This is a genomic window from Nocardia sp. NPDC056564, assembly GCF_042793755.1.
GTDB lineage: Bacteria > Actinomycetota > Actinomycetes > Mycobacteriales > Mycobacteriaceae > Nocardia.
Window position 1 is genome coordinate 81,351 of the sequence record NZ_JBHTUR010000003.1, and the last position, 12,533, is coordinate 93,883.

Here is a 12,533-nt window from a genome sequence, read left to right on the forward strand (position 1 = left end):
AGTTCATCTTCGACCTCCGCTGACAGCATTACCGCGGCGCCAAAAGTTGTCAACCGGAACAACTTACAGGCGAATTATAGAACTCCACCTTTGCATAATGTATTGATAAGCCGCGCATAATTCGCGGGCGCGCCAAAACCCCCCATCCGGGGGTAATCGGACAAAGAATCCAACCGGACGGTATGCGAAAGTTTCGATAAGTCCGACGAATTCGACCGCGGCTCAGAGCCCGGCGGCGGCGAGTTGATAATCGGCCTCGAGCAGCATCCACCCGCTCAGCTGGACCGAGAGATCGCGGCTCAGGTTCCTCGACGACGCGGCAGCGGAATACATGAGCTGCGGAAAGGTGCCGGGCGGCGGGGGCACCGTGACCGGGCGCCGCCAGTCCACGCCGAACAACGGCAGGCCGTCCACTTCGGCGCGGTGCCTCCAGGCCGCCCGCGCGGAGGCGTGCACGATGCTCGCGGCGGTGGAATCGCCGAGGGCCAGTGCGGTTTCCGCGAGATACCTGGCGAGAATGCCCATGAACAAGCCGGAGTCGTCTGCCGCGGCGGCCGCGATCACCCCCGCGTCGGTCATGTGGTCCCGGACCGCGGCGACGAGCGACGCCGCCCGCCGTCGATGCGCCGATTCGCCCGTGCGGATTGCCAACTCGGTCTGGAGTCCGATGGCGACGCCTTGGCAGTAGGTGAGGGCGGAGCGATCCACCCGGCCGCCGGGCTCGTGGATGCCGTCGAAGATCAGGCCGGTGTCGCCGTCGCGCAACCGGGTCTCCAGGAAGTCGGCGAGTTCTTCGGCTCGGGACAGATTCCCCAGCCGCGCCATGGCGATGCCCGCCGGGCCGATCGCGGAGGTGCTGTAGTACTCGTCGTCGATCCGCCAGGGCACCGCGCCGACCGCGGGGTCCCAGCCGCCGATCAGATCGGACCGCAGGTCGTCGACCGCTTCGGTGAATCGGACGCCGAGCAGCCGGTCGGCCCGCTCCAGCGCCAGCACCAGCCAGGACATGTCGTCGTAGTAGCGGTTGGTCCAGCCGGTCAGGTTGCGAACCCGAATACCGCGGGCGAGGGCGATGACTCGGTCGATCCGTTCCGGAGTACGGGCGCGATGCGCGGCGTCCACCGCGCAGTCCAGCAGGTGGGCCTGCCACCAGTAGCACCATTTCACGAAGGACTGATCCAGCCAGGTCCCCGGCCAGTACAGCGTGCCCATCCGCAACTGTGGCCTGCCCCAGAGCGTGCGCACGTGCCGTTGCACGATCGCCTGCTCCGCCAGGTCCGCCCGCTGCCCCGGATCGTCCGGGCCCGCGGACACCTTCCGCGTGATCGTCATGGCCTGCGCGGGCTCCGCCAGCGCGGTCAGTACGACCGAGGCTCCCGCCGCCACCAGCACGTTGCGCCGGCTTATCCCCTTGTCCCGGCGATCCATCCGCTCGGACTCCCTTTACTGAGCATGATCATCAGAGGCAGAAACCGTGCGGGTGGATTCTATCTTGCGCCGCCTGTTCCGGCGCGGTAGCGATTCCCCGTCCCGGCCTGCTCTGGACGCGAGATCGGTTGTCGAGTCGATCACCGAATGCCTGGCTACATCGGTAGATGCGCATATCTACGTTTCAGCATGGCGGTTTGCCGATATAGATCAATGCGGCGGCCGGAAACGCGGTACGCAAGGCGGGGCGGGCAAGGTGGCAGACGTCGATGACACGATCGGGGTGACCTCTGCGATATACCGGGCGGGCACCTGGGGAGCCGGTGCCCGCCGACACCGGAACGGGGGTTGCCATGCAGGATGACCGCACAGTCGTCGGTCGCACCGTCGCCATTCTGGACGCGGTGAGCGGCGCACCGGCGCCGATCACGCTCGCCCTGCTCACCAAGCACACCGGCATTCCGAAGCCGACGGTTCGCCGGATCGCCGACGCGCTCGTCCAGCGCGGCATGCTGACCCGGACGCCGGAGGGTTATCGGTCCGGTGACCGGCTGATCCAGCAGGCCCTGCGTTCCACCTGGCATCAGCGCACCGCGCACACCGCGCAGCCGTACCTGCAAGACCTGTACGCCCGGGCGCCCGGCGAGATCGCCTTCTATTGCGCGCTGCACAACGGTGAGCTCGTCAATGCCGGATCCGTTTTCGGTGCGGCACATCGTCATTCGATGCGGGAAACCGCGTGGCCGTCGCTGGCCTCGCTCGGCCCCAGTGTCGTGCTCACCGCGACCGGCAGGCTGCAGTTCGCCCATCACGCCGAGCAAGCCGAACGCGTCCTGACCACCGGCTGCGCACCGCTCACTCGATACTCCCCCGCGCACCCGGTGCGGCTGCGCGCGCTGCTCACCGATGCGCGGGACACCGGAATCGCCGTCGAGCAGGAACAATCCAGGTTGGGGTGGGGCTGCACGGCCGTCGCGTTGCACGACGCCGCGGGCGAACTCATCGGTGCGCTGGGTCTGGCCGGTCGCGGCAGCAGCACCACGACCCCCGCGATGCGCCGCGCCACGGCCACCCTCGCCACTGCACTGGAGCGGGACCTGGCGGAGACGCTGAACCCGCGGAGCGCGTGAGCCTGCGGTGCGTAGCCGCCATCCGCACGACTCCGCAGGCCAGGCCCCGGGCCCCGATCTCGAACCGGCGGTAGTCACCGACCGGTCGGTCGAACGCTGCCGCGCGAGTTCACCAATGATGGTGCCGTCAGCGCGCACGAGTCGACGGAGGTCCGAGGATGAATTCGATGGCGACGCCGGGGGTTGGCCTGGCGGTGCTGTGCGTGGTTCTGGTGGGAGCGGCAGCGGCGGTATACCGGTTGGCGTGGCTCGGGCCGGTGTGGGTCGCGCCGTTGGCGGCCGGACGCGCGGTGGTGCAGCTGGCGGTGGTCGCGTTGATCTTGGCGGCGGCCCTGGCCGCGCTGTGGTCGTCGATCCTGGTGCTGGTGGTCATGTTCGGCGCGGCGGTCCTCACCGCCGCCCGGCGGGCACGGGCGGGGCGATCCGCCGCATGGCTGACGGCCTCGATCGGTGCCGGGTTGCTGGCGACGCTGCTGCCGATGCTGGTCAGCGGTGTCGTTCCGGTGCAGGGTGTCGCCATCGTGCCGATCGGCGGAATCATCCTCGGCGGCACGATGACCGCGACCTCGCTGGCCGCCCGACGCGCGCTGGACGCGCTGACCGAACGCCTCGGCGAGGTGGAAGCGGCGCTGAGCCTCGGATTCCTCGAGCGCGACGCGCGGCTGGAGATCATCCGGACCACCGCGACCGACGCGCTGCTACCCGGCGTCGACCAAACCCGAACCGTCGGGTTGGTGACCCTCCCCGGCGCTTTTGTCGGTGTCCTCGTCGCCAGCGGCTCCGCCGCCCACGCCGCCGCCGTCCAGGTCCTCGTGCTACTGGGCCTACTGCTGGCTCAATCATGCGCAGTGGCGGCGACCATCGAACTCGTCGCCACCGGACGCGTGCACCGGCGGGTTGCCCGCTGACGCCGCGACCTCACCGAATCCGACGTCACCATCCGATCAATTCGAAGTCGAGCCGGTCGTCCCCGCGCGACAATCGGATGAACCATATCTTCGGCCTCGACCGGGGGACGCATGAACGCCGCTGCGATCGTCGGGATAATCACCGCCATCATCGCCGCATCCGCGGCTCTCGCCGGGTATGTGATCAATCAACTCGCGGCCCGGCGCGAGCAGCGGATCAAGACCTACGCCGAGGCGCTCCGCACGATCCGCCAGTACCAGGAGATCCCGTACCGGGTCGCCCGGCGGACGGATTCGACCGCGGCGACCCGCACGAAGCTCGACACCCAGCACGGCGAGATCATGAGCGCGGTCGGTTTTCACCTCGGCTGGCTCGAGCTCGAATCCCCCACCACCGCCGCGGCCTACCGCGCGCTCTGGGAACGATCCCGGATCTTCGGCCGCGTCCACCGGAAATGGGCGTGGCGCCAGCCACTCGTGTCCGCCGACGCGGAGATGGCGATCACGCTGCCGATCCGGTACGAGATCAAGCCCGAATTGGCGATCTGTGTGCGGGCAATGCGCGCCGACAGCCACTTCTTCGGCTGGCGGGCCCGGCGAGCCGTGCGCCGGGACGCGGCCGCGCTGACCGAGCGCCGCGCCACCGAGCCGCCACCAGACTTCACCGACCTCGAAACCTGGTCGCCACCAACGCAATAGACCGGATCCGCGGCCGACAGCCAGTAAAGGGGGCTGGCTGATCGACTGAACCATCCAGGCGGGCAATACGTTTCACCTGACAGCAGGCTTCTGCGACGACGCTCACAGGTTGCCTGCGCGGCTGGCAGACGCGAGGAGTCAGGAATGAACGAGCGATCCGCGACCTCCAGTGCACCCGTTGCCGACGTCGGCATCTGCCGATTCCCCGTGGCGTATGACGCTGCGGCAGCGGCCTTCTGGGTGTGCGGACATCTGTTGCCGGACCTTACCCGCACCGCCTCGAGTTTCTGCGGAGAGGTCTGCCTGGATCCCGACGGCCGACTGCGCCGGCATGACGGCGCCGCCGCGCTGCTGCGGGAATACGAACTGCGAACGCCGGCCGAGACATAGCAGATCGCAAGTACAAGTGGAGATCGGACAATGGCTACCTCAGCCCCCACCGCTACAGCCGCACGCACCAAGCTCGACACACCCGGCCGGGACATCGCCCGCAAGCTGGCCGTCGAAGCGATCGGCACCTTCTTCCTCGTCTTCACGGTCGGATCGGCGGTGCACAGCGGGAGTCCGCTCGCGCCGCTGGCGATCGGCGCGGCGCTCATGGTCATGGTCTACGCGGGCGGCCACATCTCCGGCGGGCACTACAACCCCGCGGTGACGCTGGCGGCACTGGTCCGCGGCCGCATCGGCGCCGCGGCGGCCGCCGGTTACTGGTCGGCCCAGGTGGCGGCCGGGCTGGTGGCGGCGGTAGTCGTACGCCTCGTCGTCGGCGGGGCTCGCGGACCGGCCGTGAACCCGACCGGTCACCCGCTGGCCGACGCGCTCGTCGCGGAACTCCTGTTCACCTTCGCCCTCGCCTACGTCGTGCTGAATGTGGCCACCAGCGCCGACCATCCGAACAACTCGTTCTACGGCTTGGCCATCGGATTCACCGTCGCGGCCGGCGCCATCGCGGTGGGCGGCCTCTCCGGCGCGGTGTTCAATCCCGCCGTGCTCTTCGGCGGTCAGGTCATGGGACTGTTCGGCCCGTGGACGCTGCTCTATCCGCTCGTCGAGCTGCTGGGCGGCGCCGCGGCGGGCCTGGCGTTCCGGCTGCTCAATCGCGCGGACCTCTAGCCGACCGTCTTCTGTGGCGGCCCCAGCATCGCTCCGAGGCGTGGCCGAAAGGTAAGTAGCCGGGATGGGTTTCGGGGTCGATGCGGTCCCAGCGTCCGGGGCGGAATTCGTCGGGGGCTGCCCAGTGGCGCGGATCGCGCTGGCTGAGCAAGGGCAGCAGGAGCAGGTCGTCGCCCGCGTCGATGCGGGCGTCGACGGCCGGGAACTCGGAACCCTTGAGCCGCGACGCACGCCAGCACCCGGGTTTCGGCCACGGCGCCCACTTCTGTGTCGGCGCGCCCCTGGCCCGCATGGAGGCGGCGGTCGCGTTCTCCGCACTGCTCCAGCGCTTCCCCCGCCTGCACCTGGCCCAGCCCTACTCCGACCTGGTCTGGCACCACAGGTTCGGCTTCCGAACGAAACATACTGCGCTGGAGCGCTTTTGTGACGCCTACGCTGGAGGCTACGTCGGCGTCGCAACTTCCCCTATGGCACGAATGGAGACCGGGCTCATGTCGGACAACAACAAGCACAATCTCGTCTACTTCGAAAATCCTTCCATGCGCGGACTGTACGACGAGATGACACAGTGGCAGCAGGAAACCGACCGGCGACTGTTGTCGATAACCGTGCAGCGAGACAGGGACAACTACTGTTGCATCGCGCTGACCAACCCGACCGAGGTCGTGATCACCAGCGCGGATGGACACAACCACGCGAACGTCAGCCGATTCGGGACGCTCGCGGTGGATGGGCAATAGCCGGCCCGGCGAGCGGGGCTCGGCCATTCCGCTTGCGGACCAACGGGTCCAGCGTGGCATGGATGATGAAGTATTCCGCGACCAGCACGTTGCCCAGTAGGGACGCCCACGCGCTCGCCGTGTAGATGTCCCGATACTCCAGTGACGGAATGACTTTCGCCAACTCCGTACCGGCGAGCAGGTACAGGCGCAGCGTCACGGCGGCGAAGGTCAGCGCGTAGTTGCGGATCATCCAGATCCGGTGCAGTTTCACCTCACCGCGCCGAATCGTTCGATACCCCTGCGCGGCCGTATACAGCCACGCCACCACCAGCATGTAGAACGCGACCTGCAACGCGAAGCCACTCGGCGTCACCGCCGCGGCATAGGACGCCGCGGCGGCGGCCGCCACGACCGAGATCAGGTACACCCGGCCGGCCAGCCGGTGCCACTTCGGCAAGCGCGCCCGCAGCTGCGGCACGAACTGCCACGGCCCGATGACCAGGGCCAGGCCGGCGGGCACCGCGTGCACGACCAGGCTCAGGTAGTACCCCACGATGCTTCGATCGATAGGCACGGTCGAACTGTTCATCAGGTACGGGGTCACGAAGAAGGCGGCGATGCCGATCGCGAACACGACCAGCAGGCCCCACAGGAACCACCACCAACGCCGGCGCACGCTCGCCGACATGACTACGGACATAAGGAACTCCGATGCTCAGCTGAGGTTGAAGAAGTCAATTGCCCTGCGCCGCCGCGGAAACGGACTGCCATTCGCGCCACACCGCCAGCCGGGAGCGGTACTCGTCCGCCACGACCCGCACCGCCGTGTCGCCCAGCAGCAACCGCAACGGCGGCTGCTCCGCGTCCACCAGGGTCAGCAGGGCGGAGCGGGTCGCGCTGGGCTTGCCGAAGCTCTGCCCCGCGTCGGCGGCGGTCGCGCGCACCCGGTCGTAGGCGGGGTTAGCGGTAGCGAATCGGCTCAACGTGAACCCGGTGTCGTAGGTGCCTGGTTCGAGCACCGTGACGTGAATACCGAAATCGGCGACCTCGGCCGCCAGCGCCTCGGACAGGCCCTCCAACGCCCACTTCGACGCGTTGTACGCGCCCACACTCGGCGACGCCACGAGCCCCCACAGACTCGACACCTGAATGATGTGCCCGCTCCCCTGCGCCCGCAGAATCGGCAGCGCCGCCTGGGTAACCCACAGCGCCCCGAACAGATTGGTCTCCAGCTCCGCCCGGATCTCGCGCTCGCTGAGCTCCTCGACCATGCCGAACTGCGCGAACCCCGCATTGTTCACCACCACATCGAGCCGCCCGAAATGCCCCGCCGCCCGCTCGACCGCCGCGAAATCGGCCGCCCGATCGGTCACGTCCAGCCGCAACGGCAGAAACGTCGCCGGAAACTCCGCGGCCAGATCCGCCACCGCCGCCAGATCCCGCGCCGTTCCCGCAACCCGGTCCCCCCGCTCCAGCGCCGCCGAAGCCCACTCCCGCCCGAACCCCCGCGACACCCCGGTTATGAACCACACCTTGCCCATCCGCCTACCTCACTCGTCGGATCCGATGAACTAACAGCGTAAGGCTACGACTGTTAGCTCAGTGAGCGCAAGAGGTAACGCATGTAAGTTTTGCGCTGCAAGACGATGGGCCGAAGGCAACGGACCTACCGGTCCACCCGACCGGCGGCCGGCGAGATTCGCCGACTACGTTCGGCCGAGATCAACCCGATGCGTGCGTGGATCGCAACTGCGCCAACGCCTTTCGCACGTCCGCGAAAGCGACGTCGGGGAGCTCCGCCAGATCGAACCAGCGATACTCGGTGTTCTCCCCCGACAACTCGATCGGCCGGCCATCGGCGATGGCGCATCGAAACGCGAGACCGATTGTGCGCAGCCCGGTAGCGCCGTACACCGAGGAGAACGAGCCCACGAACGAGAGCCGATCGACCTCGAGGCCGATCTCCTCGCGCGCCTCCCGCCGCAAGCCCTCCTCGGCGGTCTCGTCGCCGGACATGAACCCGCCGACGGTGTCCCACTTCCCGAGCTCCGGCTCGATTCCCCTGCGCAGCAACAACACCCGATCACCCCGAACAATCAGACCGATCGTGGTCGGCAACGGGTTGTCGTACTTGACGTACCCGCATTTCGCGCAGGCGGCCCGGATCTCATGACCGCGCCCGGAGCACACCAGCGCCGAACCACACTTCGGGCAGTACTTCCAGTCCCGCATCGGTCCCCCTCAGCCGTCAGTCGCCATGCCGGATCGTACGGACGCGGCATCCGGCACTGCGGCTCGGGTCAGGGAGCGAAAAGGGTTGAGCCCCAGTAGTCGTTGGGGCCGACGCCAGGGGGGACGGCGAAGACTGCCGAGCCTACGTGCTTGATGTATTCGTTGAGGGCGTCGTTGCGGGCCAGGTTGTTTTGCATGGGGACGAATTGGGTTTGCGGGTTGCGGCAGTAGGCGATGAAGAAGAGTCCGGCGTCGAGATGGCCGAAACCGTCGGAGCCGTCGGTGAAGTTGTAACCGCGGCGCAGGATCTGGATGCCGCCGAGTTCTTCGGCGGAGGCCAGCCGGACGTGGGCGTCGGTGTCCACGAGCGGGCCGGAGGGACCGGCGGATTGCAGGTCCAGCTCGTCGAACTCGTCGCGGGCACCGAGCGGGGCGCCGGATCCCTTGGTGCGCCCGATGACTCGCTCCTGCTCGTGCAGGGTGGTGCGGTCCCACGGCTCGATCAGCATGCGGATGCGGCGGGCGACGAGGTAGGAGCCGCCGGCCAGCCAGGCCTGGTCGTCGGCGCGATCGACCCAGACGAACTTGTTGACGGTGTCGTGGTCTTCGGCCTTGATGTTGCGGGTTCCGTCCTTGAAACCGAGCAGGTTCCTGGCGGTCGTCTGGCTGGTCGAGGTCGAGGAGGTGCGGCCGAAACCGAGCTGGGACCAGCGCACCGAGACCGCGCCGAAGCCGGCCCGCGCCAGGTTGCGGATGGCATGCACGGCGACCTGCGGGTCGTCCGCGCAGGCCTGGATGGCGATGTCACCGCCACAGCGCGCGGGTTCGAGCGCGTCCTTGGTGAACTTCGGCAGATCGACGAGCGCGCTCGGCTTGCGCGCGGCGATGCCGAAACGGTCAGCCCCGTCCGCGCCGACGAACAGCGACGGGCCGAAACCGATCGTGAGGGTAAGCCTGGACGGGGACAGGTCGAGCGCCTCGCCGGTGTCGGTCGGCGGCTTGTACGCGCCCGCGCCGACGGCGCCACCCGGCTCCGCCTCGCGGCCGGAGGTCATCCGCTCCGCCATCAAGGTCCAGGTCTTCAGCAGATCGATGAGTTCGTCACGCGAACGCGTGTGCACATCGAACACCGCGAAATGCAGCCGGTCCTGGGTGGGCGTGACGATGCCCGCCTGGTTCGCGCCGCGGAACGGCACGATGCCGGAGGCACTGGCCGCCGCGGCGGTGCTCGACATCCGCCCGGCCAGCACACCCGCGCCGGCGGCGGCGACGCCGAACCCCGCCGACCCGATCAGTCCGCGCCGGGAAATTCCACCCCGCCCTGGGTCACGATCCTGCGACGACACCCTGCACCTGACTCACCACGGCGGACAGCGCGTCGATCTGCCGCGCTAGCGCGGCACGCTGATCGCTGTTGACCGTCTCGTAACTGACATGTCCGTCGCCCAGCCGATACTTGGCCAGCTCGCTGTCGAGTTCGGCGAAGCGCCGGTCGATCTGGGTGCCGAGTTCGGGGTTGCGCTCGTCGAGGATCGGCCGCAGGCTGGCGATGGCTGCCTGCGAACCGTCGACGTTGGCCTGGAAGTCCCACAGATCGGTGTGCGAGAAGGTGTCCTCCTCGCCGGTGATCTTGGTCCGCGCGATCTCGTCGAGCAGCCCTTGCGCGCCGCCCGCGACCTGCACCGGATCGACGGTGTAACTGGCCGCGCTCACGCCGGCCGCCAGTTCACCCATGTCGGCCAGGAGCTGGTCGGCGATCTGGTTGGTGTCGGGTTGCAGGCCCTGTGCCCACAGATCCTTCTCCAGCCGATGGAACCCGGTCCACTTGTCGCCGGCCGCGACATCGGCCTCGCGCAGATCGATGCGCGGATCGAGATCGTTCGGGAAGCTCTCGGCGACCGGTTCGATGCGTTCGTAATAGGTGCGGGTGATCGGGTACTGCTTCTTGGCGGACTCGATGTCACCGGCCTTGACCGCGGCCACGAAGGACTTCGTGGTTTCTTGCAGCGCGCTCACCTGGCTCAGGATGTAGCGCTTGTAACCGTCGGCCGCCTCGGCGAGTTTGCCCGATTCGTCCCTTTTCTGCGCCTGCCCGGTAACGGTGAAATCGTGCCGGATGCCATCGCCGACCATGCCGGGCTTGCACGCGGTCTGGTATTTGCCGGGATCGGGCACGGAAACGATCAATTGACGGGTGAGGCCGGGGCCGATGTTCTCGATTTCCCCGATGACGCGCTCGCCGGCGCCGTACACGTAGAACTCGGTGACCTTGGTGCCGTTGTTCGCGATCCGGAACGTGACCTGGCCGGTTTCGGCCGAATCCTTGGCCACCTCGCAGCTGGTGTCGTTCGCGGTGACCGCGATATCGCTTGCCGATGCGTTGTCGGTCTTACTGGTGCACGAAACGAGCAACGCGGGCACCGTCACCGCGACTGCTACGGGAATCATGGGAAAACGCACGGAGCGTGGACCTTTCGTCGTCACGGCGTGGCCGCGGTATCTGTCGGGGTCCGGGGATTTCCCCGGTTGAGGCTTGCGGCGGGGACCGGGCGCAGGAACAGGAACAACACCACGACCACGTAGAGGATCCACGCGACAACCTGCAGCACGGTCGGATCGGCGCGGAAGTTGAAGATGCCCTGCGCGACGGTGCCGTACCAGCTCGACATGGAGAACCACGAGGAAATGTCGAAGGCGTTCTGGGCCAATCCCGGCAGCCAGTCCACGGTCTGCAGCGCCCGGATGCCGTAGGCGAGAATCCCGGCGGCGACCACGATCAGCAGCGCGCCGGTGTATTTGAAGAAGGTGGCGAAATTGATCCGCACGGCGCCCAGATACATCAGCACGGTCAGCACCGCGGCGACCACGATGCCGAGCAACAGGCCGATCAACGGCCACGAACTGCCGGTGGTGTTCTCCGCGTAACCGACCATCAGCAGCGCGGTCTCCACGCCCTCGCGCCCGACCGCGAGAAACGCCAGCGCCACGATCGCCACCGGACCGACGTCCAGGGCCCGTGACATTTCCGCCTTCAGCTCACCGGAGATGGTCCGGGACGCGGTCCGCATCCACAGCACCATCCAGGTCACGATCACCACCGCGGCCAGCGAGGCGAGCCCGGCGATCAGCTCCGCGGCCAGGCCGGTCACCGTCGAGGTGCCGTAGCGGATGCCGGCGAAGATCGCGACGACCATCACAATGGCGGCACCGACTCCGAGCGCGACCCATTTCAGCGCCTCGCGGCGCTGTGATTTCACCAGGAACGCGACCAAAATCATGACCACGATGCCGGTTTCGAGTCCCTCGCGCAGTCCGATCAATCCGCTGCCGAACAATTGTGCGGCGACCGAAGGTGCGTCGGAAGCGAACGCCTGCTCTCTCAAATCCACTCCCAGTCGAACCAAACCGAGCCTAACCACAGTTCGGCAAGGCAAACCTAGTCTTACACGCAGATAGCCAGTTTAGAAACCCGGGTGGGAAAGAGTCCGCCCGCGCCGAATGCCGGCTACTTGTCGGCCCCTGCTGCCAAACTGCTTCCGGGTGGGAAATTCAGCATCGCAGGGAGGCACATCCATGACCTTGAAGACGACACACCTCGACCCCGAAGAGCTGCCGTACAGCCCGGCGTTCACCCAGGGGGTGATCGCCCCGGCCGGCCGGACGCTCTACGTCGGCGGCCAGCTGGGCACCGACAGCAGCGGAAAGCTGCTCGACGGCATCGCGGCGCAGACCGAGCAGGCGATGCGCAACGTGCTGACCGTGCTCACCGCCGCGGGCACCGGGCCGGAACATGTCGTCAAACTGAATATCTATCTGGTCAACGGACACGACGCGCGGGCGGGATACGAAGCCTCGCAATCGGTCTGGGGGAATCACCGGACAGCCATCACGGTGATCTCCACCGCCGAACACGGCCGCCCCGGCGCACTCATCGAGATCGACGCGATCGCGCTCATCCCCGAGTAGGCACAGTCCTCGCCGGGGCCGCGCCGGGTGCCCGGCTTCGGCGAGACACGTCAAGCCCTACTGACGTCAACCTCGGTGTCTTACGTCCAGCCGCGCAAACAGGTGAAGTGTCATGCGTCGGCGGCGAATCTCACGCATCCCCGAGTCGACATCGCCTTTTGCGCACTTCCTGCCTGATCAGGACTCTGCAAGTCCCGCAGACCCGGGGCGAGGCCGCCGCCTGCCGAGGGTCGCCGGGCAAACATTAAATGACCAAATTATGTGAAGTGAGGCAACGACTTTCGCGTACTGCTACGGTGTGCCAGGAGTGACGACTACACTAACCCTCTTTCTGG

General features: G+C 67.5%; 15 protein-coding genes. 7 read left to right on the top strand and 8 right to left on the bottom strand.

From position 1 onward, the window contains the following. Window positions 1–222: 222 nt before the first annotated feature. The gene (locus ACFQ9K_RS08355; RefSeq protein ID WP_378719831.1) at window positions 223–1,428 is read right to left on the bottom strand and encodes a glycoside hydrolase family 76 protein; all 1,206 of its coding nucleotides are present in this window, start codon (window positions 1,426–1,428) and stop codon (window positions 223–225) included. Between the two features lie 353 nt (window positions 1,429–1,781). On the opposite strand from ACFQ9K_RS08355, the gene ACFQ9K_RS08360 reads away from it, so the two are divergent. From ACFQ9K_RS08360 to ACFQ9K_RS08380, 5 genes are all read left to right on the top strand, one after another. Beyond that, entirely contained in the window at window positions 1,782–2,558 is a 777-nt protein-coding gene (locus tag ACFQ9K_RS08360) for an IclR family transcriptional regulator (protein ID WP_378719829.1), read from the top strand. Between the two features lie 158 nt (window positions 2,559–2,716). Continuing rightward, the gene (locus tag ACFQ9K_RS08365) at window positions 2,717–3,466 is read left to right on the top strand and encodes an ABC transporter permease (RefSeq protein ID WP_378719827.1); all 750 of its coding nucleotides are present in this window, start codon (window positions 2,717–2,719) and stop codon (window positions 3,464–3,466) included. A 111-nt stretch (window positions 3,467–3,577) separates the two neighbouring features. Further along, window positions 3,578–4,165, top strand: a complete 588-nt coding sequence (locus ACFQ9K_RS08370) for a hypothetical protein (protein WP_378719826.1) — start codon at window positions 3,578–3,580, stop codon at window positions 4,163–4,165. 144 nt (window positions 4,166–4,309) lie between these two features. Continuing rightward, on the top strand, window positions 4,310–4,555 hold the full coding sequence (locus tag ACFQ9K_RS08375) for a hypothetical protein (RefSeq protein ID WP_378719824.1): 246 nt from the start codon (window positions 4,310–4,312) through the stop codon (window positions 4,553–4,555). A 30-nt stretch (window positions 4,556–4,585) separates the two neighbouring features. Continuing rightward, the gene (locus ACFQ9K_RS08380) at window positions 4,586–5,278 is read left to right on the top strand and encodes an aquaporin (protein ID WP_378719823.1); all 693 of its coding nucleotides are present in this window, start codon (window positions 4,586–4,588) and stop codon (window positions 5,276–5,278) included. Here ACFQ9K_RS08380 and ACFQ9K_RS08385 read toward each other — a convergent pair. Continuing rightward, a complete protein-coding gene (locus tag ACFQ9K_RS08385; protein ID WP_378719822.1) occupies window positions 5,259–5,570 on the bottom strand; it encodes a cytochrome P450 in 312 nt (103 codons plus the stop codon). The genes ACFQ9K_RS08380 and ACFQ9K_RS08385 overlap by 20 nt on opposite strands. Between ACFQ9K_RS08385 and ACFQ9K_RS08390 the strand changes: the two genes are divergently transcribed. Beyond that, a complete protein-coding gene (locus tag ACFQ9K_RS08390; RefSeq protein WP_378719820.1) occupies window positions 5,494–6,018 on the top strand; it encodes a cytochrome P450 in 525 nt (174 codons plus the stop codon). The two genes, ACFQ9K_RS08385 and ACFQ9K_RS08390, sit on opposite strands and share 77 nt — an antisense overlap. Here ACFQ9K_RS08390 and ACFQ9K_RS08395 read toward each other — a convergent pair. From ACFQ9K_RS08395 to efeU, 6 genes are all read right to left on the bottom strand, one after another. Beyond that, window positions 5,981–6,700: a DUF2306 domain-containing protein gene (locus tag ACFQ9K_RS08395; RefSeq protein WP_378719818.1), complete on the bottom strand. Its 720-nt coding sequence runs from the start codon at window positions 6,698–6,700 to the stop codon at window positions 5,981–5,983. The genes ACFQ9K_RS08390 and ACFQ9K_RS08395 overlap by 38 nt on opposite strands. Before the next feature lie 34 nt (window positions 6,701–6,734). Further along, window positions 6,735–7,541 carry an SDR family NAD(P)-dependent oxidoreductase gene (locus ACFQ9K_RS08400; RefSeq protein WP_378719816.1) on the bottom strand — a complete coding sequence of 269 codons (807 nt, stop codon included), beginning with the start codon at window positions 7,539–7,541 and terminating at the stop codon, window positions 6,735–6,737. A gap of 181 nt (window positions 7,542–7,722) precedes the next feature. Continuing rightward, complete coding sequence (locus tag ACFQ9K_RS08405; RefSeq protein WP_378719814.1) at window positions 7,723–8,232, bottom strand: NUDIX domain-containing protein; 510 nt, start codon at window positions 8,230–8,232, stop codon at window positions 7,723–7,725. Between the two features lie 68 nt (window positions 8,233–8,300). Beyond that, window positions 8,301–9,578 (bottom strand): iron uptake transporter deferrochelatase/peroxidase subunit, encoded by a 1,278-nt coding sequence (gene efeB, locus ACFQ9K_RS08410; protein WP_378719813.1) that lies wholly within the window; start codon window positions 9,576–9,578, stop codon window positions 8,301–8,303. Next, the gene (gene efeO / locus ACFQ9K_RS08415) at window positions 9,559–10,680 is read right to left on the bottom strand and encodes an iron uptake system protein EfeO (RefSeq protein WP_378719811.1); all 1,122 of its coding nucleotides are present in this window, start codon (window positions 10,678–10,680) and stop codon (window positions 9,559–9,561) included. The genes efeB and efeO overlap by 20 nt, the downstream gene beginning before the upstream one ends. 32 nt (window positions 10,681–10,712) lie before the next feature. After that, window positions 10,713–11,615 (bottom strand): iron uptake transporter permease EfeU, encoded by a 903-nt coding sequence (efeU, locus tag ACFQ9K_RS08420; RefSeq protein ID WP_378719810.1) that lies wholly within the window; start codon window positions 11,613–11,615, stop codon window positions 10,713–10,715. A 190-nt stretch (window positions 11,616–11,805) separates the two neighbouring features. Here efeU and ACFQ9K_RS08425 point away from each other — a divergent pair, with 190 nt between their 5' ends. Beyond that, the gene (locus tag ACFQ9K_RS08425; RefSeq protein WP_378719808.1) at window positions 11,806–12,198 is read left to right on the top strand and encodes a RidA family protein; all 393 of its coding nucleotides are present in this window, start codon (window positions 11,806–11,808) and stop codon (window positions 12,196–12,198) included. Window positions 12,199–12,533 lie beyond the last annotated feature (335 nt).

Excerpts from the sequence above, each read along its gene's own strand:
- ACFQ9K_RS08370 (WP_378719826.1), top strand. The coding sequence starts at position 3,578 with ATGAACGCCGCTGCGATCGTCGGGATAATCACCGCCATCATCGCCGCA.
- ACFQ9K_RS08400 (WP_378719816.1), bottom strand. The coding sequence starts at position 7,541 with ATGGGCAAGGTGTGGTTCATAACCGGGGTGTCGCGGGGGTTCGGGCGG.
- ACFQ9K_RS08385 (WP_378719822.1), bottom strand. The coding sequence starts at position 5,570 with ATGCGGGCCAGGGGCGCGCCGACACAGAAGTGGGCGCCGTGGCCGAAA.
- efeO (WP_378719811.1), bottom strand. The coding sequence starts at position 10,680 with ATGATTCCCGTAGCAGTCGCGGTGACGGTGCCCGCGTTGCTCGTTTCG.
- ACFQ9K_RS08365 (WP_378719827.1), top strand. The coding sequence starts at position 2,717 with ATGAATTCGATGGCGACGCCGGGGGTTGGCCTGGCGGTGCTGTGCGTG.
- ACFQ9K_RS08355 (WP_378719831.1), bottom strand. The coding sequence starts at position 1,428 with ATGGATCGCCGGGACAAGGGGATAAGCCGGCGCAACGTGCTGGTGGCG.
- ACFQ9K_RS08425 (WP_378719808.1), top strand. The coding sequence starts at position 11,806 with ATGACCTTGAAGACGACACACCTCGACCCCGAAGAGCTGCCGTACAGC.
- ACFQ9K_RS08360 (WP_378719829.1), top strand. The coding sequence starts at position 1,782 with ATGCAGGATGACCGCACAGTCGTCGGTCGCACCGTCGCCATTCTGGAC.
- ACFQ9K_RS08375 (WP_378719824.1), top strand. The coding sequence starts at position 4,310 with ATGAACGAGCGATCCGCGACCTCCAGTGCACCCGTTGCCGACGTCGGC.
- ACFQ9K_RS08405 (WP_378719814.1), bottom strand. The coding sequence starts at position 8,232 with ATGCGGGACTGGAAGTACTGCCCGAAGTGTGGTTCGGCGCTGGTGTGC.
- ACFQ9K_RS08380 (WP_378719823.1), top strand. The coding sequence starts at position 4,586 with ATGGCTACCTCAGCCCCCACCGCTACAGCCGCACGCACCAAGCTCGAC.
- ACFQ9K_RS08395 (WP_378719818.1), bottom strand. The coding sequence starts at position 6,700 with ATGTCCGTAGTCATGTCGGCGAGCGTGCGCCGGCGTTGGTGGTGGTTC.